This is a genomic window from Cytobacillus sp. FSL R5-0377 (genome assembly GCF_038004385.1).
GTDB lineage: Bacteria > Bacillota > Bacilli > Bacillales > Cytobacillaceae > Cytobacillus.
Window position 1 is genome coordinate 3,775,868 of record NZ_JBBORA010000001.1, and the last position, 23,452, is coordinate 3,799,319.

26 protein-coding genes are annotated in these 23,452 nt (G+C 41.6%); 23 read left to right on the forward strand and 3 right to left on the reverse strand.

Annotation, left to right across the window (positions count from 1 at the left end):
- Positions 1-183 precede the first annotated feature (183 nt).
- The 16 genes from spoIIIAA (at position 184) to NSQ49_RS19295 (ending at position 12,468) form a co-directional block, all read left to right on the forward strand.
- Positions 184-1,107: a stage III sporulation protein AA gene (gene spoIIIAA, locus NSQ49_RS19220; RefSeq protein ID WP_251283703.1), complete on the forward strand. Its 924-nt coding sequence runs from the start codon at positions 184-186 to the stop codon at positions 1,105-1,107.
- Complete coding sequence (spoIIIAB, locus tag NSQ49_RS19225) at positions 1,108-1,623, forward strand: stage III sporulation protein SpoIIIAB (RefSeq protein ID WP_159865200.1); 516 nt, start codon at positions 1,108-1,110, stop codon at positions 1,621-1,623.
- A gap of 51 nt (positions 1,624-1,674) precedes the next feature.
- Positions 1,675-1,881 carry a stage III sporulation protein AC gene (spoIIIAC, locus tag NSQ49_RS19230; RefSeq protein WP_009332905.1) on the forward strand — a complete coding sequence of 69 codons (207 nt, stop codon included), beginning with the start codon at positions 1,675-1,677 and terminating at the stop codon, positions 1,879-1,881.
- A 15-nt stretch (positions 1,882-1,896) separates the two neighbouring features.
- Positions 1,897-2,286, forward strand: a complete 390-nt coding sequence (spoIIIAD, locus tag NSQ49_RS19235; RefSeq protein WP_172581968.1) for a stage III sporulation protein AD — start codon at positions 1,897-1,899, stop codon at positions 2,284-2,286.
- A gap of 86 nt (positions 2,287-2,372) precedes the next feature.
- A complete protein-coding gene (spoIIIAE, locus tag NSQ49_RS19240; protein WP_251283704.1) occupies positions 2,373-3,572 on the forward strand; it encodes a stage III sporulation protein AE in 1,200 nt (399 codons plus the stop codon).
- 12 nt (positions 3,573-3,584) lie between these two features.
- Positions 3,585-4,217 carry a stage III sporulation protein AF gene (gene spoIIIAF / locus NSQ49_RS19245; protein WP_159865206.1) on the forward strand — a complete coding sequence of 211 codons (633 nt, stop codon included), beginning with the start codon at positions 3,585-3,587 and terminating at the stop codon, positions 4,215-4,217.
- The gene (spoIIIAG, locus tag NSQ49_RS19250; protein WP_159865209.1) at positions 4,210-4,878 is read left to right on the forward strand and encodes a stage III sporulation protein AG; all 669 of its coding nucleotides are present in this window, start codon (positions 4,210-4,212) and stop codon (positions 4,876-4,878) included. The genes spoIIIAF and spoIIIAG overlap by 8 nt, the downstream gene beginning before the upstream one ends.
- A gap of 3 nt (positions 4,879-4,881) precedes the next feature.
- Positions 4,882-5,421 carry a SpoIIIAH-like family protein gene (locus NSQ49_RS19255; protein WP_159865212.1) on the forward strand — a complete coding sequence of 180 codons (540 nt, stop codon included), beginning with the start codon at positions 4,882-4,884 and terminating at the stop codon, positions 5,419-5,421.
- Between the two features lie 371 nt (positions 5,422-5,792).
- Positions 5,793-6,299, forward strand: a complete 507-nt coding sequence (accB, locus tag NSQ49_RS19260; protein ID WP_159865215.1) for an acetyl-CoA carboxylase biotin carboxyl carrier protein — start codon at positions 5,793-5,795, stop codon at positions 6,297-6,299.
- Between the two features lie 14 nt (positions 6,300-6,313).
- Complete coding sequence (accC, locus tag NSQ49_RS19265; protein ID WP_251283705.1) at positions 6,314-7,666, forward strand: acetyl-CoA carboxylase biotin carboxylase subunit; 1,353 nt, start codon at positions 6,314-6,316, stop codon at positions 7,664-7,666.
- Positions 7,667-7,686: 20 nt separating this feature from the next.
- Positions 7,687-8,094 (forward strand): Asp23/Gls24 family envelope stress response protein, encoded by a 408-nt coding sequence (locus NSQ49_RS19270; protein WP_035330002.1) that lies wholly within the window; start codon positions 7,687-7,689, stop codon positions 8,092-8,094.
- 270 nt (positions 8,095-8,364) lie between these two features.
- Complete coding sequence (nusB, locus tag NSQ49_RS19275; RefSeq protein WP_159865221.1) at positions 8,365-8,754, forward strand: transcription antitermination factor NusB; 390 nt, start codon at positions 8,365-8,367, stop codon at positions 8,752-8,754.
- A 78-nt stretch (positions 8,755-8,832) separates the two neighbouring features.
- Positions 8,833-9,690 (forward strand): bifunctional methylenetetrahydrofolate dehydrogenase/methenyltetrahydrofolate cyclohydrolase FolD, encoded by an 858-nt coding sequence (gene folD, locus NSQ49_RS19280; RefSeq protein WP_251283706.1) that lies wholly within the window; start codon positions 8,833-8,835, stop codon positions 9,688-9,690.
- Between the two features lie 302 nt (positions 9,691-9,992).
- Entirely contained in the window at positions 9,993-11,333 is a 1,341-nt protein-coding gene (xseA, locus tag NSQ49_RS19285; RefSeq protein WP_159865227.1) for an exodeoxyribonuclease VII large subunit, read from the forward strand.
- A 5-nt stretch (positions 11,334-11,338) separates the two neighbouring features.
- Positions 11,339-11,572: an exodeoxyribonuclease VII small subunit gene (gene xseB, locus NSQ49_RS19290; RefSeq protein ID WP_048008230.1), complete on the forward strand. Its 234-nt coding sequence runs from the start codon at positions 11,339-11,341 to the stop codon at positions 11,570-11,572.
- A 2-nt stretch (positions 11,573-11,574) separates the two neighbouring features.
- Entirely contained in the window at positions 11,575-12,468 is an 894-nt protein-coding gene (locus NSQ49_RS19295; RefSeq protein ID WP_341071103.1) for a polyprenyl synthetase family protein, read from the forward strand.
- A gap of 76 nt (positions 12,469-12,544) precedes the next feature.
- Here NSQ49_RS19295 and NSQ49_RS19300 read toward each other — a convergent pair whose 3' ends face one another.
- Entirely contained in the window at positions 12,545-12,682 is a 138-nt protein-coding gene (locus tag NSQ49_RS19300; RefSeq protein ID WP_159865230.1) for a hypothetical protein, read from the reverse strand.
- 152 nt (positions 12,683-12,834) lie between these two features.
- On the opposite strand from NSQ49_RS19300, the gene dxs reads away from it, so the two are divergent.
- The 6 genes from dxs to spo0A all read left to right on the forward strand — a co-directional run bounded on the left by dxs (position 12,835) and on the right by spo0A (position 20,539).
- Positions 12,835-14,730, forward strand: a complete 1,896-nt coding sequence (gene dxs, locus NSQ49_RS19305) for a 1-deoxy-D-xylulose-5-phosphate synthase (RefSeq protein ID WP_159865233.1) — start codon at positions 12,835-12,837, stop codon at positions 14,728-14,730.
- Positions 14,731-14,733: 3 nt separating this feature from the next.
- Positions 14,734-15,579: a TlyA family RNA methyltransferase gene (locus NSQ49_RS19310; RefSeq protein WP_251283707.1), complete on the forward strand. Its 846-nt coding sequence runs from the start codon at positions 14,734-14,736 to the stop codon at positions 15,577-15,579.
- Positions 15,580-15,751: 172 nt separating this feature from the next.
- A complete protein-coding gene (gene ahrC / locus NSQ49_RS19315; RefSeq protein ID WP_009332889.1) occupies positions 15,752-16,201 on the forward strand; it encodes a transcriptional regulator AhrC/ArgR in 450 nt (149 codons plus the stop codon).
- 84 nt (positions 16,202-16,285) lie between these two features.
- Positions 16,286-17,968 (forward strand): DNA repair protein RecN, encoded by a 1,683-nt coding sequence (gene recN, locus NSQ49_RS19320; RefSeq protein WP_159865239.1) that lies wholly within the window; start codon positions 16,286-16,288, stop codon positions 17,966-17,968.
- Positions 17,969-18,150: 182 nt separating this feature from the next.
- Positions 18,151-19,440, forward strand: coding sequence for a SpoIVB peptidase (gene spoIVB, locus NSQ49_RS19325; protein ID WP_251283708.1), 1,290 nt, complete (start codon positions 18,151-18,153; stop codon positions 19,438-19,440).
- A 310-nt stretch (positions 19,441-19,750) separates the two neighbouring features.
- Positions 19,751-20,539, forward strand: a complete 789-nt coding sequence (gene spo0A, locus NSQ49_RS19330) for a sporulation transcription factor Spo0A (protein WP_159865245.1) — start codon at positions 19,751-19,753, stop codon at positions 20,537-20,539.
- Positions 20,540-20,675: 136 nt separating this feature from the next.
- Here the strand turns inward: spo0A and NSQ49_RS19335 are convergent, their stop codons facing one another.
- Both NSQ49_RS19335 and NSQ49_RS19340 read right to left on the reverse strand, forming a co-directional pair.
- Positions 20,676-20,816 carry a YycC family protein gene (locus NSQ49_RS19335; RefSeq protein ID WP_159865248.1) on the reverse strand — a complete coding sequence of 47 codons (141 nt, stop codon included), beginning with the start codon at positions 20,814-20,816 and terminating at the stop codon, positions 20,676-20,678.
- A gap of 16 nt (positions 20,817-20,832) precedes the next feature.
- Entirely contained in the window at positions 20,833-21,069 is a 237-nt protein-coding gene (locus tag NSQ49_RS19340) for a DUF2627 domain-containing protein (RefSeq protein WP_159865251.1), read from the reverse strand.
- A 154-nt stretch (positions 21,070-21,223) separates the two neighbouring features.
- Here NSQ49_RS19340 and NSQ49_RS19345 point away from each other — a divergent pair, with 154 nt between their 5' ends.
- On the forward strand, positions 21,224-23,287 hold the full coding sequence (locus tag NSQ49_RS19345) for a sigma 54-interacting transcriptional regulator (protein WP_251283709.1): 2,064 nt from the start codon (positions 21,224-21,226) through the stop codon (positions 23,285-23,287).
- Positions 23,288-23,452 lie beyond the last annotated feature (165 nt).

The following is a 23,452-nucleotide window of genomic DNA, read 5'->3' on the forward strand; positions in this document are numbered from 1 at the left end:
CCAGCCTTTCATTATATTCGTTTTGAATATTTTTTGAAGAAAGACATCTTTTTAATCAGGCAATAGCTTGTACTAAATAAATGTGAAGCTTGCAAATCTAAGTCATATTGTTTTGCTGCAGGCATACATTTTAAATAATGAGAAGCTAGTCCGAAATCAGATTGTGAAAAAGGAGGAGCAGACGTGGATACGATTATAGCCTTTTTGCCGAAAAAAATTGCCGAACAATTACAGAGAATCCCTCCGAACATCTTAAAGGATCTGGAGGAAATCAGGGTTCGAATTTCGAGGCCTATTGAATTAACAGCGAGGGGAGTACCCCATTTTCTCCCTTATATAGTTGAATCAGAGGATGCCGTGCATTTACTAAATAAAATAAGCCATTTCTCAATTTACACACTCGAGGAAGAGCTTAAAAGAGGTTATATCACAATTGAGGGCGGCCATCGGGTTGGGCTTGCCGGAAAGGTCATTCTTGAGCAAGGCAAGGTTAAGGCGATCCGGGATATTTCCTCTTTTAACATTAGAATTGCCAGAGAGAAAGTTGGCATTGCCCAAAAGCTGATTCCGAGGATTTACAGAAATGGCTGGATGCATACCATGATCATTGGACCGCCGCAGACTGGCAAGACTACATTGCTTCGTGATATTGCAAGAATCATTTCATCTGGTGATCCAAGCAGTGACCTTCCTGCAAGTAAGGTTGGGATTGTGGATGAACGCTCCGAAATTGCAGGATGTGTCAATGGAATCCCGCAGATGACTTTTGGAAACAGAATCGATGTCCTTGATGCCTGTCCCAAAGCTGAGGGAATGATGATGATGATTCGTTCCATGAGCCCTGAGGTTCTGGTAGTCGATGAAATTGGCAGGCTTGAAGATGCTGAAGCCATAATGGAGGCAGTAAATGCCGGAATAAAGCTGATTATGACTACACATGGAAATTCCCTGGAGGAAATTAAGAGGCGCCCTACTTTACAGGTGTTACTTGAAATGGGTATTTTTCAGCGATTTATTGAATTGAGCAGAAAAGATGGACCTGGCAGCATTGTCAGCATTCGAAACTCAGACGGTGCGGGATATCAGCATCAAGCGGGCGTGATGTAAATGATGAAGCTTATAGGAGCTGCTTTGATTATTATTGCAACAACATGGGCAGGCTTTGAGGCCTCAAGGCATCTGACCGAACGGCCGCGCCAGCTTCGTCAGCTGAAATCGGCACTGCAATCCTTAGAAGCTGAAATTATGTATGGCCACACACCCCTTCATGAAGCAGCCAGACGGCTTTCGGCCCAGCTTTCCAAGCCTTTATCCTGTATCTTTGAATCCTTTGCAAAAAAACTGACCGAATCAGAGACGACAGTAAAGGATGCATGGGAAGAAAGTTTGGAGGAAATATGGAGCATGACCGCTTTTAAACAAGGGGAATTTGAGATCATGAAGCAATTTGGCGAAACACTTGGAAGACATGACCGCCTTTCACAGCAAAAGCAGATTATGCTGACCCTTTCCCATCTGGAACGTGAAGAAGCTGATGCGCAAGACAGACAAGCAAAATACGAGAGAATGGTCAAAAGTCTGGGGTTCTTATCCGGATTGCTCTTAATCATATTACTAATGTAGGAAATGCCGGCTTTATTGCCGGACGCTGATCAGAGCTTAGGGGGAGAAAAGATGGGCTTAGAGGTAGATATCATTTTTAAGATTGCAGGTGTGGGAATTGTTGTAGCCTTTTTGCATACCATTCTAGATCAGGTGGGCAAAAAAGAATACGCCCAATGGGTAACGCTTTTCGGATTCATTTATATCTTATTCATGGTTGCTTCCATTGTAGATAACCTGTTCCAAAAAATTAAATCAGTCTTTTTGTTTCAGGGATAAAAGGGGGGCTCAGCCATTGAAATTCTCCAAATAGTCGGATTTTCGCTTGTAGCCACTTTCCTGGCGCTGATAGTTAAGGAGCAAAAGCCGAATTTTGCTTTTTTACTGATTGTATTTGTCGGCTGTGCCATCTTTCTTTTTTTGGTCGACCAAATTTATGCCATTATCCATATGATTGAAAAGATTGCCGTCAATGCAAAGGTGAACATCGTCTATGTTGAAACCATTTTAAAGATAATTGGAATAGCCTATATTGCTGAGTTTGCTGCCCAAATTACGAAGGATGCAGGGCAGGGAGCTATTGCAGCAAAAATCGAAATGGGCGGGAAGATTCTTATTCTTGCCATGGCCATTCCGATCCTTACGGTATTAATCGAAACCATTATCCGTATGATTCCAAGCTAGACGGCAGCCTTCTAATAACAGGCTGCCGGACTGGACAGGCACATATTGCTGGCATTAGACAGGGTCTTTTAAAAGAGGTGAAAAAAATGAAGCAAAGGATGCAGATGATTTTAGGGTTCAGCTTATTTATATTCTTTTTCCTGGCACCAATTGTACAAGCCTCACCAAAGACCGGCGAAGCAGAAGAGACAATATCCCCGCAGGATTTAATTGAAACTCAGGTTGAGAAGTTAGATCTTAATGAAATAAAAGGATTTTGGGAAGAAATTACAACAGAGTATGGAGGATTTTTGCCCGAAAGTCAAAAGGGGAGTCTCTATGAATTCATTAAAGGAGATAAGGAATTTTCACTAAAAGATTGGGCTGGAGGCGCGGTTAAGTTTGTGTTCCATGAGTTTATAGTCAATGGAAAATTGCTGGGGACCCTGATATTGCTGACGGTATTCAGCATGTTCCTGCAGTCTCTGCAGAATTCATTTGAAAAAAGTACTGTCAGTAAAGCCGCCTATTCAATCGTCTTTATGGTGTTAATTATTATTGCACTTAACAGCTTCCATGTGGCGATCACTTATACAGAGGAAACCATTTCAACTATGGTGTCATTCATAATGGCTCTCATACCGCTGCTGCTTGCATTGATTGCTTCTTCGGGAGGTGTGGTGTCTGCAGCGTTTTTCCACCCGGTGATCCTATTTTTGATGAATGTCAGCGGATTATTTATCCAGTATGTAATTCTTCCGCTTCTATTTTTATCAGCCCTGTTAAGCATTGTCAGCACATTGTCGGAACATTACAAGGTGACACAGCTTGCCAATCTGCTCCGGAATTGGAGCATTGGGCTTCTTGGGATGTTCCTGACGGTCTTTCTGGGAGTTATATCAGTTCAGGGAGCATCTGCCGCAGTTACTGATGGAATTACGATCCGTACAGCAAAGTTTATTACAGGGAATTTTATTCCTGTCATCGGCAGGATGTTTACAGATGCGACAGATACGGTAATTAGCGCATCGGTGCTATTGAAAAATACGGTGGGGATAGCTGGAGTAGCCATTCTCCTTATTATTGCAGCATTTCCTGCAATCAAAATATTAATGATTGCGTTTATATATAAATTTGCGGCAGCCATTTTGCAGCCGCTGGGAGGAGGGCCAATCATAGCCTGCCTGGATATAATCAGCAAAAGCATCATCTATGTTTTTGCAGCTCTGGCCATTGTCTCCCTGATGTTTTTCCTTAGCATTACAGTTATTATAGCAGCCGGCAATCTGACCATGATGGTCCGGTAGGGAGGGAATGAAGTGGATTTCATAAAAGAATGGGTAACCAACATCATATTATTTGTTCTGCTTGCCACTGTCATTGATATGCTCCTCCCCAGCTCCAAGCTTCAGAAGTACACTAAAATGGTGACAGGGCTGCTGCTGATAGCGATTATTCTTACACCGATTTTAAAAATTGTTTCAAGTGATTTTGAAGAAGCACTAGTTTCAGTCCCGGTTTTTGAGGGGGCAGGAGAAAAAAATATGGAAAATTTAATAGAAATGAAGAAAAAAGAAATACAAGCCTCAAGTGATGCATATATTTTAGAACAAATGGCTGTCCACATGAAACAGGACGCAGAAGAGGAGTTGATGGAACAGTACGGTCTGGAAATTGCTAACATTGATATTTTAGTAGATGAAAGCAGTGATCAAGCCTTCCCGGATAACCTGCAAAAGGTCATGATCCAACTCAAAGCAGAAGATGCAGAAGCTGAAGCTGTAGAAGTGGTTAAAACAGTGGAAATCAATGCCGGGAAACCTCTTCCATCCAGCGGGCCCGAACATGAAGATGCAGGAAGAATTGCTTCTCTTCTCGCACAAAAATGGAATGTAGACGCAAACTCAATCGAAGTTCTGGTAGAAGGGGGGAATATGGAGAGGGATGGATAATGAAAAAGGTCCTTTCACATGGATAAAAAAAATGATTTCCAAAGATGGACAGTCTGATAAGAAACCTGGAAAATTCCATTATTTACTGCTTGTTCTCCTATTTGGGGCAGCCATCATGCTGATCAGCAATACGCTGTTTCAAGAAGACAGTTCCACCGGGGACTTGCCCGTTTTTAAGGATGGGGAAGAAGTGAAGCAGGAGGAAGAGGTGCCGGCATTCGGCCAGCAGAAATCTGGGGGAAATGACACCATTTCCAATTATGAAAAAGCATATGAAGCTCAAATAAAAGAAGCGCTCGATGCTATCGTAGGGGTTGAAGATGCCACGGTTGTGGTGAATGTCGATGCCACAGAAAAGAAAGTTCTTGAGAAAAACAAAACAACCCAGACTCAGAAAACCGATGAAACCGATCGGGAAGGCGGCAAAAGGAAGGTTGAGGACCAGTCAGAAGAGGAACAGCTTGTGATTGTCCGAAATGGAGAAAAAGAGGTTCCCATTGTCATAGAAACCAAGAAACCTGAAATAAGGGGAGTTCTGGTTGTGGCAAAAGGGGCTGAAAATATACAAGTGAAAAAATGGATTATTGAGGCAGTAACCAGAGCATTGGATGTTCCAAGCCATAGAGTATCCGTAATGCCTAAAAAAACTAAGGGGGAATAATAGATGCTTTTAAAGAAACAAACGGTCTGGCTATTAACAATGCTGAGTTTGGTGGTTGTATTATCGGTGTATTATGTAACATCACCGGAACAAAAAGGCAGTGACCTTGCTGGAATGGAAGAAAAGGCAGCGGGTGAAATGGAGGCCGTTGAGAGTGAAGATGGCAAAGCGATCATTACAAACACTGCCAGTGATGAAATGTTCGAAAATCTACGTCTTCAGCTTGATGACGAGCGCAGCCGCATGAAGGAAGGACTGCAGGAGGTCCTTGGTCAAACTGACCTGCCTGCTGAAGAAAGAATGAAGGCAAAAGATCAAATTGATGAATTAAATGAAATCGCCCAAAAGGAGGCGATGCTTGAAACATTAATCAGAGCGATGGATTATGAAGATGTGCTAGTCCGTGCGGACGGCAAGAAGGTTCAAATTACTGTTAAGGCCAAAGATCATTCTCCAGCTGCTGCAAACAATATCATCCAGGAAGTAAGGAATGAAATTGGAAAGCTTGAGGCTGTGGCTGTAGAGTTCCAGGTTGAAAAATAAAAAAATAGAGGGAGCCTGCAAAATTCTGCGGGCTCCCATTTAATATTGTTTTTAAGTTTGGTAACTATTACATAAACTAATGGTACAATAGTCCTGGATATGAAGTGATTTTGGATGAAATTTCGTTAAATCCCATGAAACATTTCACAAACATTTAGAAAAATATTAGAATGGAACATATGGCGGATAGAGAAATTGTTATCCAGTACATAATAGAATGTTGAAGTTTTATAAGGTCTTATCGTATGATATTAGTATCTAGTCATAATTCAAACCATGCATAACCTCCCATCCGTACGTTTCTGCCTTGGCAGTTTTATCCATCCGGAATAGAGGGATTATCATGCAATGAGAAAACAAGGGGTGCCAAAATGTTAAAAGTACAAGAAATCCGTGAACTGATTAAATTGGTAGATCAGTCAAATATTGATGAATTTGTATATGAGCATGAAGGTTCTAAAATTAAGATGAAGAAAAAAGGCAATGAAGCAGCAGTCGTTCAGCAAGTACAGCCTGCAGCTGCCCAAGTGTTAGCACCTGCTCCTCAGCCGGTCCAGCCAGCTGCTGTGAATGTGGAAGAGCCAAAAACAGAAGCTCCAGCAGAAGCTCCAGCACCAAAGGCTGAAGCTGCAGAAAATTTACATAAGATTGTATCCCCAATGGTAGGGACCTTTTACCAATCATCATCACCTGACGCTGAAGCATATGTAAAAGCCGGTTCAAAAGTTACGAAGGATTCCATTGTCTGCATTGTAGAAGCAATGAAATTATTTAATGAAATTGAAGCGGAAGTTAATGGTGAAATTGTAGAAGTGCTTGTAAAGGACGGTCAATTAGTAGAATATGGCCAGCCACTATTTTTAGTTAAGCCTGAATAAGGAGCGGTTACAGAATGATTAAAAAACTCTTGATTGCCAACAGAGGAGAAATAGCTGTCCGCATTATCAGGGCAGCCCGCGAAATGGGGATTGAATCTGTTGCTGTCTTTTCAGAAGCAGACAGGGAAGCGCTCCATGTTCAGCTGGCGGATGAGGCATATTGCATTGGTCCAACAGCATCTAAGGACAGCTATTTAAATTTTACTAATATAATAAGTGTCGCGAAGCTTACTGGCTGTGACGCCATCCATCCTGGTTATGGGTTTCTTGCAGAGAATGCGGACTTTGCCGAGCTGTGCAGAGAATGTAATATTATTTTTGTCGGTCCGACTCCTGAAGCCATCAATAAAATGGGCACAAAGGATATTGCAAGAGAAACGATGAAGGAAGCGGGAGTTCCGATCGTTCCGGGCTCTAATGGAATTATTAAGGATGCGGAAGATGCTATTCAGCTTGCAGAAAAGATTGAATATCCGGTCATTATTAAAGCGACTGCTGGCGGAGGCGGGAAAGGAATCCGTGTAGCGCGCAATGAGCAGGAGCTTATTAAAGGAATTACGATCACCCAGCAGGAAGCAATGACAGCATTCGGGAATCCTGGCGTTTATATCGAAAAATACATTGAAGACTTCCGTCATGTGGAGATTCAGGTTCTTGCAGATAATTACGGGAATACTGTTCATCTTGGGGAAAGAGATTGTTCTATTCAAAGGCGGCTGCAAAAGCTGCTCGAGGAAACGCCTTCACCTGCTCTTGACGGTGAAACACGTGAAGAGATGGGAAATGCAGCTGTAAAAGCTGCGAAAGCGGTTGATTATACAGGCGCCGGAACGATAGAGTTTATCTACGATTATCAAAATCGAAAATTCTATTTCATGGAAATGAACACGCGTATTCAGGTGGAGCATCCAGTTACAGAAATGGTAACAGGAGTTGATTTAATCAAGGAGCAAATTAAGGTTGCTTCTGGAGAAAAGCTTAATTTCACACAAAGTGATGTGACATTTAACGGCTGGTCAATCGAATGCAGAATTAATGCGGAAAACCCGGAGAAGAACTTTATGCCATCAGCAGGAAGGATCAATATGTATCTGCCTCCTGGCGGGCTTGGTGTCAGAGTGGACTCCGCTGCCTACCCGGGCTATATGATTCCTCCATATTACGATTCAATGATTGCAAAAGTGATCACTTATGGAAATACTAGAGAAGAAGCTATTTCCAGAATGAAAAGGGCATTAAGCGAATTTGTAGTGGAAGGGGTTCATACAACCATCCCGTTCCACCTCAAGCTTTTAAGCCATGAAAATTTTGTGGAAGGGCAGTTTAATACTAAATTTCTTGAATTGCATGATGTAATGAATTCTTAAAGACTTGTGGAGGTGCCAAAATGAACGAAAATAATATTCTTGAAATGAGCCCTGAAAATTCAGGTCTTGGCAAGGTGGAAATTGCACCGGAAGTTATTGAAGTTATTGCCGGCATTGCTGCTTCGGAAGTAGAAGGGGTTGCGCAAATGCGCGGAAACTTCGCTACAGGAGTGGTCGAAAGGCTTGGTAAAAAGAACCATGGCAAAGGTGTTAAAGTTGAATTAACAGAAGAAGGCATCAAAGTCGATGTATATTGCCTGATGAAATTCGGCGTGTCCATTCCAAGCGTTGCGCAAAAAATCCAGGACAACATCCGACAGGCCCTCCTTAATATGACAGCATTGGACGCTCAGGAAGTAAACATTCACGTAGTAGGAATTATGTTTGAGAACCAAAAGCATGAAGTTGAATACGAACAGGAAATGTAACATACACAACAAGCCAAAGACATCAGACTCGTCTTTGGCTTTTCTTATGGTTCACTCTTCATCATTCATTCTCTAATCCGTTATAAAGGAGTTTGTAAAGGGGAAATTAATATTATAAGTTTTCTTGATAATTTTCTTCGCCAAACATTATGCTCTTGTTGTAGTGCGAAGATTCCTTACTTATGCTATTATCTTCTTATGCAATTTTTGGACGTGCAAATGCTCAAAAATGAAAATTACTAATGCTAGCTATAAAGGAGTTTTATAAAGATGAAGAGAAGAACAGCCAGAGAAAAAGCATTGCAGGCGTTATTTCAAATTGATGTAAGCGGGACAGAACCGGAGACAGCCATCGAACACGTTTTAGAGGGAGAAAAAAGTGATGAGTATCTCAGCACACTTGTATCAGGTGTGCTTGAGCATAAAGAAACAATTGATAGCGAAATTAAAGGGTTTCTTGAAAAATGGACGCTGGAGAGGCTTGCCACAGTAGATCGCAACCTTCTGCGCTTGTCTGTTTTTGAGCTTCGGTATTTAAAAGAGGAAGTGCCGGCAAATGTGGTGCTCGATGAAGCAATTGAAATTGCCAAATTATACGGCGACGATCAATCCAGCAAGTTTATTAATGGTGTTTTATCAAAGGTAAAGGAAAAGCTTTAATAAACATACACTATGGATGCCAGCAAGCACCCAGTCCTTATCAAAAGCGCTTTCGACTTTCTGACAGGGGGATTACAAATGGCTGCAGAATTAATAGATGGAAAAGAAATTGCAAGAAAGAACCAGGATCGTATTGGTGCTAAAGTGCAAAAGCTGAAGGCAGAAGGAGTCACGCCAGGCTTGGCAGTTATTTTAGCGGGGGATAATCAGGCATCAAGAACGTATGTGAATAACAAGCAGAAAACCTGCAATAAGCTTGGCATGAATTCTATGCTTATTGACCTTCCCGAAAGTGTCAGTGAACAAGAGCTTATCAGTAAAATCACTGAATTAAACAAGAATGATGAAATCCATGGCATCCTGGTCCAGCTGCCGCTGCCAAAACATATTAATGAAAAAGCCATCATTGAGACTATATCACCTGAGAAAGATGTGGATGGATTCCATCCCATTAATATTGGCAGGATGATGACATCTCAGGATGCCTATATCCCATGTACTCCTGCAGGGATCATTGAAATGCTCGAAAGCATCGGAGCAGACATTTCCGGAAAGCATGTAGTGATAATAGGCAGAAGCAACATTGTTGGGAAGCCTGCCGGGCAGCTGTTTCTTAATAAAGATGCAACTGTTACCTATTGTCATTCGAAAACAGCTAATCTTAAGGAATATACCAGGCGGGCAGATATACTGGTGGCAGCAGCAGGCAAAGCCAATTTAATTACGGAGGACCATGTTAAAAATGGCGCAATCGTGATTGATGTGGGCATGAATCGAAATGAGGAAGGAAAGCTTTGCGGTGATGTTGATTTCGAAAATGTGAAGCATAAAGCAGGATATATTACTCCTGTTCCAGGCGGAGTGGGACCGATGACCATTACCATGTTAATGCATAATACGTTAAAGGCAGCAGAGTATTCGATGAGCAAAAACTAAATTCATGGCCGCCATAGATGCAAAATCTGTCCATTTCCATTATCCTGTATTTAGGAAGCCTGTTATGCGGGCTAATGGATGGACAGTTTTTTTTGATAGGCAAGAAGTTTCAACGCTTTAACTGTTCAGCTCCACATGGAAGCTTCGACACCTTTTGTCATCTCACGATAAAAGAGCCGGCTATTTAGAAGGAGCGCCTGCTCCTAAGGTGTCGGGAGTGGACAAGGCGTCTGCGCTTGCCCTGTGTTATTGCTCTGCAGGAGATGCACGGCCAATGCAGCTTCTGCATAAAGGAGATTGTTATGAAGGAACAGCAGTATCTGACAGTTCATGCACTAACTAAATACATAAAAAGAAAATTTGACGCTGACCCTCATTTGCAAAATATTTTAGTTAAGGGAGAAATCTCTAACTTTAAACAGCACTCAAGCGGTCATATGTATTTCACTTTAAAGGATGAAAAAGCCAGAATATTAGCCGTGATGTTTGCAGGAAATGCGAGATCCATGAAATTCAGGCCAGAGAATGGCATGAAAGTATTAGTTCGCGGAGCGATTTCAGTTTATGAATCCAGCGGCCAATATCAGATGTATGTACAAGAAATGCAGCCGGACGGGATAGGTGAGCTTTATTTGGCATATGAGCAGCTGAAAGAGAAATTGGAGAAAGAAGGATATTTTTCGCCTGCGCATAAAAAAAGTATCCCGCGTTATCCACGTACAGTTGCTGTTATCACATCCCCCACTGGAGCTGCAATCAGAGATATACTTACGACGCTTAAAAGGCGCTTTCCCATCGCGAACATACTGATCTGCCCTGCGCTGGTCCAGGGTATCCATGCAGCTCCATCCATTGTGAAAGCGATAGAAGTAGCCAATTCATCTAGTGAAGCCGATGTTTTAATTATCGGCCGGGGAGGAGGCTCCATTGAAGAGCTTTGGGCCTTTAATGAGGAATCTGTGGCAAAAGCCATATTTAAGTCGGTAATACCTATAATTTCAGCTGTCGGCCATGAAACAGATTTTACAATCGCGGATTTTGTAGCAGATTTAAGGGCTCCTACCCCAACGGGAGCTGCTGAATTGGCAGTCCCGCATATTGATGACCTGACCGAAAGGCTTTTTAACAGGCAATCAAGGCTGATTAGATCAATGAAGGAACAAATTGCCCTGCAAAATGAAAGGCTTTTAAGGGTACAGAAATCCTATGCTTTCCGGTATCCGCAAAAATTGTATGAACAAAAACTGGAACAGCTTGATAAAATCACCGAACAGCTATTGCGGGGGGCAAAAAGGCTGCATGATTTAAAACAGGAACAGGCTGATATCCTGCAAAAAAGGCTGGTACGGAATCATCCCGGCCAGCTGAAGGATCAGGCAAAAGAAAAACATGAACGGCTCCATAAATTATTAAACAAAACAATGGCAAACACCCTGGCTGTAAAAGAAAAGGATTTTGCAAGGGTCATTTCAACCCTTGAGGCACTAAGTCCTCTGAAAATTATGGACAGAGGCTACAGCCTTGCTTATACACAAAATGAAGCCCTGATAAAGACTGTGTCTCAGGTTAAAGTAGATGATATGTTAAAATTGAAGGTCCCTGATGGAACAATTGAATGCAGGGTAACGGATATTGAGGAGTGAATGGCATGGCGGATGAAAAGCAGCTTTCATTTGAACAAGCAATGGAAGAACTTGAAGTTATTGTAGAAAAGCTTGAAGAGGGAGATGTTCCTCTTGAAGAGGCTATTAATATTTATAAAAAAGGCATGGAACTTTCAAAGCTATGCCATGATAAGCTTAAAAATGTAGAATCACAGCTTACGGAAATACTGACGGAAGATGGCCGAAAGACAAACTTCGCCATTCCGGAGGAGGAATAATTTTGCAGCAGCAATCATTAAGTTCTTTCTCTGAATTTCATAAGAAAAAACTTGAAATGCATCTAAAAGAATATGTACATAAATTAAAGGCTCCAGCTGAAATCAAGGAATCGATGCTATATTCACTCGAAGCCGGAGGGAAACGGATCAGGCCGATGCTCTTATTTGCTACATTGGCTGCTTTTGGCGAAGATACGTTAAAAGGGCTGTGGAGTGCGGCGGCGATTGAAATGATCCATACCTATTCGCTTATTCACGATGACTTGCCAAGCATGGATAATGATGATTTAAGAAGAGGTAAGCCTACTAACCATAAAGTATATGGGGAGGCATTTGCCATTCTGGCAGGCGATGCCTTGCTCACATACAGCTTCCAGACAATTGCGGAAACACCAGACGAATTCGCTTCAGCCGAAATGAAGCTGTCTCTGATTAGGGTGCTGTCAAGAGCTGCCGGTGCTGAAGGGATGGTTGGCGGGCAGGCTGCAGACATTAAGGGAGAAGGCAAACAGCTGGCCATAGAGGACCTTGAGTATATTCATGTGCATAAGACCGGTAAATTGCTTGAATGCAGTGTGGTTTCAGGTGCTATTTTGGCAAATGCCAATGAGGAAACGATTCAGGCTCTTTCCCATTTTGCTTTTCATCTGGGGCTGGCTTTTCAAATCAGAGACGATATTCTCGACCTAGAGGGGACAGAAGAGATAATCGGGAAGCCTGTTGGCAGTGATGAATCAAAAAATAAAAGCACCTATCCGGCACTTCTGACAATGAATGGCGCGAAAGAGGCTCTCGAATACCATATCAGATCTGCAAAAGAGAAGCTGAAGGAAACTGGCCTCCAAACAGAACTGCTGGAAGAAATAACAGATCTAATTGCAAACAGGGACCACTAATTTCTATCATACATACTCATTATTGCTTTGATCAGGATACAAAAATGAATTAAGAAACGACGGTCTTGCCGCTGTACTAATTGTACCAGCGGTATTTGCTGTTTAATAAAATGATGGTCATCAATGTATATATTTTGGTATGATAGGAATTGCTGCCGGGAGTATTCCCCGGCAAAGCCAGCTTGAGTGAGTGGCTGTTTAAAATGAAAAGCATTTGGAAAATCTCCTGTAATAAGGTAATCTTAAGTTATTATCTTTTGGACAGGCTGGACGCCGGAATAAACAAGCATTACTCTGCTATAAACATAATTGCCAAAATATATGTGAAAACGGATGAATAAGAAACGAAAGTGAGTGGTCCGCAGTATGGATCTGTTATCAATTAAAGACCCTTCCTTTTTAAAAGGGCTCTCGAATAAAGAATTGGAAAGTCTCAGCCAGGATATCCGCAATTTCCTGGTCGAAAAGCTATCAGGCACAGGAGGACATATTGGCCCTAATCTTGGAGTTGTTGAGCTGACTGTTGCATTGCATAAATGTTTTGACAGTCCGAAGGATAAAATTATCTGGGATGTCGGACATCAGTCATACGTCCATAAAATTCTTACAGGCCGGGCGTGTCAATTTGATACTCTTAGGCAATATAAAGGTCTTTGCGGCTTTCCCAAAATGATCGAAAGCGAGCATGATGTATGGGAAACCGGCCATAGCTCTACTTCTTTATCTGCCGCAATGGGAATGGCCATTGCAAGAGACCTGAAAAAAGAGAACAATTATGTCATTCCTGTTATTGGGGATGGTGCCTTAACAGGCGGAATGGCTTTAGAAGCCTTAAATCATATCGGACATGAAAAAAAAGATATGATTGTCATACTGAATGATAATGAAATGTCAATTGCCCCTAATGTAGGTGCACTGCACAATGTCCTGGGAAGGCTACGGACGGCAGGCAAATATAATTGGGTAAAAGATGAACTTGAATATTTATTAAAAAAGGTTCCGGCAGTGGGCGGCAAATTGGCCTCAACTGCTGAAAGACTGAAAGATAGCCTAAAGTATCTGTTCGTGTCAGGCATGTTCTTTGAGGAATTGGGCTTTACCTATTTAGGGCCTGTCGATGGCCATAACTATGAAGCTTTATTTGAGAACCTTGCTTATGCAAAGAAAACTGAAGGCCCGGTGCTTCTCCATGTTATAACGAAAAAAGGGAAAGGCTTTCACCCTGCAGAGAATGACAGGATTGGCACTTGGCACGGTACTGGCCCTTATAAAATGGAAACAGGGGACTTTGTGAAGCCTGCAGCTGCACCACCGCCTGCATGGAGCAAACTTGTGTCAGAAACCGTCAGGGAACTTGCCAGAAAAGATGAAAGAATTGTTGCAATCACACCAGCGATGCCTGTTGGTTCGAAGCTTGAAGGCTTTGCAAGTGAATTTCCGGAACGGATGTATGATGTTGGAATAGCTGAACAGCATGCAGCAACAGTAGCTGCCGGGCTGGCAACTCAAAACATGAAGCCGTTCCTTGCGATTTATTCTACTTTCCTGCAGCGTGCTTATGATCAGGTGGTACACGATATTGCACGCCAAAACCTGAATGTATTTATTGGAATCGACCGGGCGGGGCTTGTTGGTGCAGATGGGGAAACGCACCAGGGTGTATTTGATATCGCATTTCTGCGGCATCTGCCGAATATGGTTCTGATGATGCCAAAAGATGAAAATGAAGGCCAGCATATGGTGAAAACAGCTATTGTATATAACGATGGCCCAATCGCTATGCGCTTCCCGCGCGGAAATGGCATCGGGGTGCCTATGGACACAGAGCTTAAGACTATTCCAATTGGTACATGGGAAGTTCTGCGTGAAGGCAGTGATGGAGCAATATTAACTTTTGGGACAACCATTCCAATGGCATTGAAAGCAGCTCAACTCCTGGAAAAACAAGGACACTCCATTAAAGTCATTAATGCAAGGTTTATTAAGCCATTTGATGAGAAGATGCTGCATGAATTGTTTGCAGCAAATCTGCCTATTCTTACGATAGAAGAAGCTGTGCTGCAGGGGGGCTTTGGAAGTGCTGTTCTTGAATATGCACATGACCATGGCTTCCATCATACAGAAATAGACCGTATGGGAATACCTGATAAATTTATTGAGCATGGCAGTGTAAATGAACTATTGGAAGAAATCGGGATGACTGTTGACGATGTTGTGGAAAGAATGGGAATACTGGCAAGAAAAAAACAAAAAAGGGCTTAAAATATGAAAATAAAGAAAGAACGATTAGATGTTTTATTAGTTGAAAGAGGTCTTGCTGAAACGAGAGAAAAAGCAAAAAGGGCCGTTATGGCCGGTTTGGTGTTCAGCAATGAAAGCAGGCTGGATAAGCCGGGTGAGAAGGTTAGTGCCGATATTCCGCTGACAATCAAAGGGAAGGTCATGCCCTATGTCAGCCGGGGGGGCTTAAAGCTTGAGAAAGCTCTTAGGGTTTTTGAATTAGAAATTGAAGGCAAGATCCTCCTTGATATTGGATCCTCAACGGGCGGCTTCACAGATTGTGCTCTGCAAAATGGCGCCAAAATGTCCTATGCTTTGGATGTAGGATATAATCAGCTTGCATGGAAATTAAGGCAGGATGAACGGGTTGTTGTCATGGAAAGGACTAATTTCCGGTATGTAACTCCGGCAGACCTTACAGCCGGTATGCCTGATTTTGCTTCGATTGATGTTTCGTTCATCTCATTAAAGCTTATATTGCCGGTATTAAAAACCCTGCTTGTTCCTGGAAGTGATACAATTGCCTTAGTGAAACCGCAATTTGAAGCCGGACGGGACCAGGTTGGGAAGAAAGGGATTGTCAGAGATCCTAAAATCCATGAAGCTGTTCTTGATAAAACTATCGAATTTGCTTTGGGTCTTGGCTATGATGTCAAGGACGTTTCCTATTCCCCCATCACCGGCGGTGACGGCAACATAGAATTTCTCCTCCACCTGTATTGGTCTGGCACCAAAGAAGAAGGAGAAAACCTCCTTAAAGCCCAGACAGGTGAGGTTGTAAAAGAAGCCCATGCCGAATTGAAAACGAAGCAGGTTAATATAGAGGAATAGGCTGATGCCTGTTCCTTTTTTTAAAGGAATTTGTCGTGATAGGACGAATTATAATATATAATATACGGGAAAATTGTACTTTATTGAGAAAATCAGCTAACATTAAAGTACAAAACACTATAAATTAATTTTTTCTGCCTGCTGTCAAGCGGCTGATTATAGAGGTGAAAAAATGAATAAAGGGCAAAGACATATTAAGATACGCGAAATTATTACTAATAACGATATAGAAACACAGGATGACCTGGTGGATGAATTGAAAAACGCGGGGTTTAATGTTACCCAGGCGACCGTTTCAAGAGATATTAAAGAGCTTCACCTTGTAAAAGTTCCTCTAATGGACGGCAGATATAAATACAGTCTTCCTGCCGATCAGCGTTTCAATCCACTGCAAAAGCTTAAAAGAAATTTAATGGATGCCTTTGTCAGAGTGGATACTGCAGGACATCTCCTTGTAATGAAAACTCTTCCGGGCAATGCCATGGCTATTGGCGCACTGATAGATAATCTTGACTGGGAAGAAATTCTGGGGACAATCTGCGGGGATGACACATGCCTGATCATATGCAAAACCCCTGAAGACACAGAAGCCATTTCAAACCGCTTTCTTGAAATGCTGTAGATATTTTTCAAGCTCAGAGCGCCTGCCCCGATCGAGGTGTCGCAGTAAGCAAGGCGCTTCTGCTTTTCTAATGAGGTGATAAGTTTGTTAAATGAAATAACCATACGAAATTTTGCTATTATCGAAGCCCTTTCTGTCTCATTTGAAAAGGGCTTAACTGTTTTAACTGGTGAAACAGGGGCGGGGAAATCCATAATCATCGATGCCATTCACTTGCTGGCCGGAGGCAGAGGATCTGCAGAATTTGTCCGGCATGGTGAAGATAAGGCTGAACTAGAGGGGCTTTTTATCCTTGATGATCCAAAGCACCCTTGCTATAAACGATCTGCTGAATTCGGGATAGAGATTGAAGAGGGAATGATTGTTCTTCGCAGGGATATATCAAAGTCAGGAAAAAGCGTCTGCAGAGTGAATGGGAAATTAGTAACCATTTCTGCCTTAAGGGAAATCGGCAGTTCGCTTATTGATATACATGGCCAGCATGAACATCAGGAATTAATGAATGAAACCTTGCACCTTCCACTCCTCGATCAGTTTGGAGGACCGAAAATTGCTGCTTCCCTTTCGGAATACCAGGGAATTTATAGGTTATATGAAAGCACATTGAAAAAGCTTAAGAATCTAAGTGAGAATGAACAGCAAATGGCGCACCGGCTTGATTTAATTCAGTTTCAGCTTGATGAAATTCAGTCTGCACAGCTGAAATTGAATGAAGATGAGGACTTGATTGAAGAAAAGAGAAAGCTGTCCAACTATGAACGTATTTTTGATTCGGTTCAGTCGGGCTATAATGCTCTGCAAGGAGAGCAAAAAGGGCTCGATTGGATTGGAATGGTTATGGGATATATGAATGATGCCGCTGAATTGGACCCCTCATATAAAGAAATAGCGGAAAATGTGGCAAACAGCTTTTATTTGCTTGAAGATGCAGCCAGTTCCCTCCGCAATGAAATGGACTTTATGGAATATGATCCCCATAGGCTTAATGAAATTGAAACCAGACTGAATGAAATTAATGGACTAAAAAGAAAATATGGAAAAACAGTCGATGAAGTGCTGGAATACGCAGCAAAAATAGAAGAAGAAATTGAAACGCTGCAAAATAAAGAGACCCATATTGATAAGCTTCAAAAAGAAGTTGCTGCCCTGAAAAAAGACCTGATGGTTGAAGGGGAAGAACTAAGCAAACTGCGGAGAAAATCTGCACTAAAGCTTACGAAGTTAATTCATAAAGAGCTTAAGGAATTATACATGGAAAAAACAGTTTTTGAGGTAAGGTTCTTTTCTGATCCTGAAGTCCTTTTGAAAAATGGAATTGACAGAGCAGAATTCTATATTTCCACCAATCCGGGAGAACCGCTTAAGCCTCTGTCTAAAATAGCATCGGGAGGAGAATTATCCCGAATTATGCTTGCACTAAAGAGTATTTTTTCGAAACATCAGGGGGTTACAAGTATTATCTTTGATGAAGTGGACACAGGGGTTAGCGGAAGGGTGGCACAAGCCATCGCGGAGAAGATTCACCATGTTTCCGTGGATTCACAGGTGCTGTGCATCTCTCATCTGCCACAGGTTGCAGCGATTGCAGATACTCATTTATTTATTGCCAAAAACACGAATGAAGGACGGACTAAAACAACAGTGAAGCCGCTGAATGAGGAAGAGAAGATAAAAGAAATCAGCCGTATGATTTCTGGAGTGGAAATTACTGATTTGACAAAAGAGCATGCAAAAGAGCTGCTGCATATGGCAAAACAGCTAAAATAATGCTGAACCAATATCAGGTCTGTATCCATCAGTGGCAGTGTCAGATCTAATACCTTGAAAAGCTATCCAAAGCAGGATAGCTTTTTTTATGTCAATGGCAGTTATAAATGCCTTCGATGCAGGCAAAATTAAAGATGTAGCCATTTGACGTGGATGGACTAGAAGCGAGGAGAGTGAAAAATTTGACATATGATGTTTTACGCAAAATAATTGGTGGAATTCTCCTTGTTTCATTAATTGCTTTAGGTTTTTCCAAGCCTGTTCAGGAATATTTGCAAATACCCGCAAATATAACCCTTTTTGAAGGGCAGCAGCTAAATTTTGCAAAGGCGGAAGCAGTGTCAGCCGGGCTGTCCATAGATAATACAAGTGTTGCACTTAATGAAGATAACCATTCGATTTCGCTTTCAGCTAAAGAAAATGGGAAAAATGAAATGCTTCTAGAGCTGGCAGGTTTTCCGATAAAGAAAGTTGATGTTAATGTCTTAAAAGATTTTAAAGTAATTCCAGGAGGCCAATCAATCGGGGTTAAACTAAATACAGTAGGCGTGCTGGTTGTGGGGCACCACCAGGTTAATACAGCTGAAGGAAAAGCATCGCCGGGCGAAACGGCCGGGATAAAAGTTGGAGATATCATTACTGAAATTAATGGCAAGAAAATTGAAAAGATGTCAGATGTTGCCCCTTTTGTTCAAGAAGCGGGCAAAAGCGGAAATCCTCTCCAAATCATTGTTAGCCGCGAAAGCGGAAAGGTGAAAACGGAGCTGACTCCTCTAAAAGAAGACGGGGAAGAAACCTATAAGCTTGGATTATATATACGTGACTCTGCAGCAGGAATTGGTACCATGACTTTCTATCACCCGGAATCGAAAAAGTATGGAGCTCTTGGCCATGTTATTTCCGATATGGATACAAAAAAACCAATTGTGGTTGAAGACGGACAAATTGTCAGATCAACTGTAACTTCAATTGAAAAAGGAAGCAATGGCAATCCTGGTGAAAAACTTGCACGATTTTCCTCGGACAAAGAAATAATCGGAAATATTGTCAGAAACAGTCCTTTCGGTATTTTTGGGGAATTAAACCGGGATATGAAAAATGGGATTTTTGATAAACCGATGCCAATTGCACTTTCTCATCAGGTAAAAGAGGGAGCTGCTCAAATACTGACTGTGGTCGATAATGATGAAGTACAATTGTTTGATATTGAGATTGTCAGCACAATTCCTCAAAAGTTCCCTGCAACAAAAGGAATGGTCATTAAGGTGACGGATCAGAAGCTCCTTGATAAAACAGGCGGCATTGTCCAGGGGATGAGCGGAAGCCCGATTATTCAGGATGGCAGGATAATTGGAGCTGTAACACATGTATTTGTAAATGACCCTACTTCAGGATATGGTGTTCATATAGAATGGATGCTTAATGAAGCAGGCATCGATATATATGAAAAGACGGAAGAAAAAGCATCATAATACGAAATGGATGAATTAAAAAAGGCGGGGAAATCCCGTCTTTTTTTTATTATGTTAAAATGAAGGTGTTTAAAGATTTTTCGACAAATATACATGAAATGCAAGGAGTATGGCGAAAGTAGTCGAAAACAGGAGAAAACAAAAGAAAAAATGAGGTTTCGCTGGTTTTTTAAGAAAAATTCAAAAAAGTAAAGGAATTTTTGTTGCATTGTCGAATTTCTCATTTAGAATAGATAATAGATATCAAAAAAAGAGCGTGTTCAATTGAACATTCATTAAAGAGACCATAATGGGCCGAGGAGGAAAGTAATTGAAGAAAATAAAAGTTTGTGTTGTGGATGATAATAGGGAATTGGTCGGGCTTTTAGAGGAATATATATCTTCCCAGGAGGATATGGAAGTTGCAGGTGTTGCACATAATGGACAGGATTGCCTCGACATTTTAGAGCAGACACAGCCTGATGTTCTTGTGCTGGATATCATCATGCCTCACTTAGATGGACTTGCTGTACTCGAGAAAATGAGAGAATTAAATTTGAGTACACTCCCTAATGTAATTATGCTTACTGCATTCGGCCAGGAGGATGTCACCAAAAAAGCAGTGGATTTGGGAGCTTCTTACTTCATTCTTAAACCATTTGATATGGATAATTTGGCAAGCCATATTCGCCAGGTCAGCGGAAAATCCAATTCATTTCTCCGCAAACCTGCTCCATCCTACCGTCCTCAGGCAGAAGCAAAACCCAAGAATCTGGATGCCAGCATTACCAGCATTATTCATGAAATTGGCGTTCCTGCCCATATTAAGGGGTACTTATATCTGCGTGAAGCGATTTCAATGGTTTACAATGATATTGAACTTCTCGGTTCCATTACAAAAGTGCTGTACCCGGATATAGCTAAAAAGTTTAATACGACTGCTAGCCGGGTTGAGCGTGCGATCCGCCATGCAATTGAAGTTGCCTGGAGCCGCGGTAATATAGATTCAATATCCTCTCTTTTCGGTTATACCGTCAGCATGACAAAAGCAAAGCCGACCAATTCCGAATTTATTGCAATGGTAGCTGATAAGCTTCGTCTGGAGCATAAAGCTTCTTGAAAGGGTAAGGACTCATAATAAATATTTTAATGATTTTGCAGCGCTCCTCCTGGGGCGCTTTCTATTTGTTCTAGTTAATAAAGGTTACCCGAAATAAAAAAGGTTCAGTTTGAATGCTTCAAACTGAACCTTTGCTTTATTTTTTTGCTTCTTTCTCAAGTTCAATCATTTTTTGGATCAGTATGTGCTGAGGCATGTGCATGATTTGCTCAAGAGGAAGATTAAGTTTTTCAGCGAGCTTTAATGCTGTTTCCGGCGATATCTGCAACGGTTTCATTTTAATACCCCACTAATCATTTAGTTTTGAAACGATCCTGAACTTTGTTTCTTTTTCGATCACGGTAAAGAATAAACCCTGCTATAAAGCCAAGCCCTATGATCAAGAAAAGGAAACCTGACACAAATTGAAGCCATAAGAATGGAAATGGGCTTTGCAGGATGCCAAATACCATGTCTCTCATTAATTTTATCCCATACACCGCCAAGATGCCCGGCAAGAGTAAAATTAATAAAGCAATTATTCTAATCATAAAAAAATTCCCTTCAAATCGAGTTGCCTACCGAAATCATAAATCATTAAAGAAATTTGTCAAGTGCCACAGCTATGCTAAAATAAGACATGAATAATATTGCATGAGGATTCTATAAAATGTGCAAGGATTTTCAATGAAAGCAGGTAAGACTATGCAAACAGTGATGATTGTCGGTGCAGGAAAAGGCGGTACCGCCATCCTAAAAATAATTAAAGAAACGGCAGTACTGGATATAAAAGCCATGGTGGATACCAATCCAGATGCCGAGGGACTGCAGCTTGCCAAAGAATGCGGCATCCCGATCGGCACTGATTGGCGCCTTTTTATGGATCAAGGTATTGACATTATTATTGAAGTTACCGGAAATGAGCAGGTGTTTATCGCCATCAGGGAAGCCAGAGGTAAAAATACAGTTCTAATACCTGGAAGTGTAGCTTTCTTAATTGCAAAATTACTTGAGGAAAAGGAAGAGCTGATTTCGAAATTCAGAAATGAAACATATAAGCATGACCTGATTTTTAATTCAACCGATGACGGGATGATTGTAATCAATAACCGCAATGAAATTACAGTCTTTAATCATAGCGCGGAAAGAATGACAGGAATAAAGAGGAAAGATGCATTAGGAAAAAAAATTAATGAAATCATTACAGACAGCATGCTTCCCAGAGTTATGGCGACAAGGAGAATCGAAGCGAATCAGGAAATGACTTTGGCTAATGGACTGAAGATTATTACGACAAGAATACCTATGCTCGGTGAAAATAACGAATTAATGGGTGCTTTTGCCGTTTTTAAGGATATAACAGAAGTAGTTTCGCTTGCGGAAGAAATTACGAATTTGAAAGACATACAGACGATGCTGCAGGCCATTATTCAGTCAAGTGAGGAAGCTATCTCCGTTGTTGATGAAGATGGGAAAGGGATTTTGATCAATCCGGCATACTCCAGGCTTACAGGCCTTAAAGAGGAAGAAGTAATCGGGAAGCCTGCTACTGCAGATATTTCTGAAGGCGAAAGTGTTCATATGAAGGTCCTTCAATCGCGAAGAGCGATGAGGGGGGTGGCCATGAGAGTCGGACCTAAAAGAAAGGATGTCATCGTTAACGTTGCCCCAGTTATTGTAGATGGAAAGATAAAAGGGAGCGTTGGTGTTATTCACGACGTTTCGGAGATTCAAAGCCTGAATCGTGAATTAATCCGGGCAAGACAGATTATCCGTACACTGGAAGCGAAGTATTCATTCGAGGATATAATTGGAACGTCTGAAGAGATGACCATCGCAATTGAACAGGCAAGGCTTGGAGCTAAAACTCCTGCCACAGTTTTGCTTAGAGGCGAGTCCGGGACAGGCAAAGAGCTGTTCGCCCATGCTATACATAATGCAAGCGACCGAAAATATAACAAATTTATCAGGGTCAATTGTGCTGCTTTATCAGAATCTCTTTTGGAAAGTGAATTATTTGGTTATGAAGAGGGGGCATTCTCGGGTGCAAAAAGAGGAGGCAAGAGAGGTTTGTTTGAGGAAGCAGATAAAGGCAGTATTTTTTTGGATGAAATTGGCGAGCTGACAGCCAACACTCAGGCGAAGCTGCTCAGGGTTCTTCAGGAGCATGAAATAACAAGAGTGGGAGGGACCAAGCCTATTTCTATTGATGTTCGGGTCATTGCCGCGACCAATGTAAATTTAGAAAAAGGAATTGCAGATGGCACCTTTAGGGAAGACTTATATTACAGGCTGAATAGAATGCCCATACATATTCCTTCATTAAGACGCAGGAAGGAGGATATTCCTTTACTGTGCAGCAGACTTATTCAAAAGATAAACCAGGAATATGGACGGAATATAGAAGGTGTGACAGAACAAGCTGTTGATAAGCTGATGGCATATGATTGGCCGGGCAATGTAAGGGAGCTCGATAATATCCTTGGGAGAGCCATAATTTTTATGAATTACAGCGAAACCCAAATAGAAGAAAGGCATATTCCGGATCTGGGGGCCAATAATCCGTCACCTGGTATTGAAGCAAGTGGAGAAGGGCAAAAGAAATCATTAACTCAACTGGTCGAGCAATATGAGGCAAAGGTGATTAGGCAAACTCTTCAAAAGCTTGATGGCAATAAAACCAAGACGGCAAAAATGCTCGGACTCTCTGTCAGGAATCTTTATTACAAATTGGAAAAATACAATATTGCAAAAGGTGGCATGCAATAATTTTCATAGTGTGCAATAAAATGCGTACTTTAGTTTAGTGAATAAAGCGTTTTCAGGTCATTTTAAAGTTGGCACACTTCTTGCAAGAATAATAAACGGAAGAACATCAAGAAATTGGCGTCGATTTTTCTTAATTGCCGAACCTATCCTCTTATATCGGGGGTA

Coding starts and splice junctions, on each gene's coding strand:
- spoIIIAB (WP_159865200.1), top strand. CDS start 1,108: ATGATGAAGCTTATAGGAGCTGCTTTGATTATTATTGCAACAACATGG.
- spoIIIAC (WP_009332905.1), top strand. CDS start 1,675: ATGGGCTTAGAGGTAGATATCATTTTTAAGATTGCAGGTGTGGGAATT.
- spoIIIAE (WP_251283704.1), top strand. CDS start 2,373: ATGAAGCAAAGGATGCAGATGATTTTAGGGTTCAGCTTATTTATATTC.
- spoIIIAG (WP_159865209.1), top strand. CDS start 4,210: ATGGATAATGAAAAAGGTCCTTTCACATGGATAAAAAAAATGATTTCC.
- NSQ49_RS19255 (WP_159865212.1), top strand. CDS start 4,882: ATGCTTTTAAAGAAACAAACGGTCTGGCTATTAACAATGCTGAGTTTG.
- accB (WP_159865215.1), top strand. CDS start 5,793: ATGTTAAAAGTACAAGAAATCCGTGAACTGATTAAATTGGTAGATCAG.
- accC (WP_251283705.1), top strand. CDS start 6,314: ATGATTAAAAAACTCTTGATTGCCAACAGAGGAGAAATAGCTGTCCGC.
- NSQ49_RS19270 (WP_035330002.1), top strand. CDS start 7,687: ATGAACGAAAATAATATTCTTGAAATGAGCCCTGAAAATTCAGGTCTT.
- nusB (WP_159865221.1), top strand. CDS start 8,365: ATGAAGAGAAGAACAGCCAGAGAAAAAGCATTGCAGGCGTTATTTCAA.
- folD (WP_251283706.1), top strand. CDS start 8,833: ATGGCTGCAGAATTAATAGATGGAAAAGAAATTGCAAGAAAGAACCAG.
- xseA (WP_159865227.1), top strand. CDS start 9,993: ATGAAGGAACAGCAGTATCTGACAGTTCATGCACTAACTAAATACATA.
- xseB (WP_048008230.1), top strand. CDS start 11,339: ATGGCGGATGAAAAGCAGCTTTCATTTGAACAAGCAATGGAAGAACTT.
- NSQ49_RS19300 (WP_159865230.1), bottom strand. CDS start 12,682: ATGCTTTTCATTTTAAACAGCCACTCACTCAAGCTGGCTTTGCCGGGG.
- dxs (WP_159865233.1), top strand. CDS start 12,835: ATGGATCTGTTATCAATTAAAGACCCTTCCTTTTTAAAAGGGCTCTCG.
- NSQ49_RS19310 (WP_251283707.1), top strand. CDS start 14,734: ATGAAAATAAAGAAAGAACGATTAGATGTTTTATTAGTTGAAAGAGGT.
- ahrC (WP_009332889.1), top strand. CDS start 15,752: ATGAATAAAGGGCAAAGACATATTAAGATACGCGAAATTATTACTAAT.
- NSQ49_RS19335 (WP_159865248.1), bottom strand. CDS start 20,816: ATGAAACCGTTGCAGATATCGCCGGAAACAGCATTAAAGCTCGCTGAA.
- NSQ49_RS19340 (WP_159865251.1), bottom strand. CDS start 21,069: ATGATTAGAATAATTGCTTTATTAATTTTACTCTTGCCGGGCATCTTG.
- NSQ49_RS19345 (WP_251283709.1), top strand. CDS start 21,224: ATGCAAACAGTGATGATTGTCGGTGCAGGAAAAGGCGGTACCGCCATC.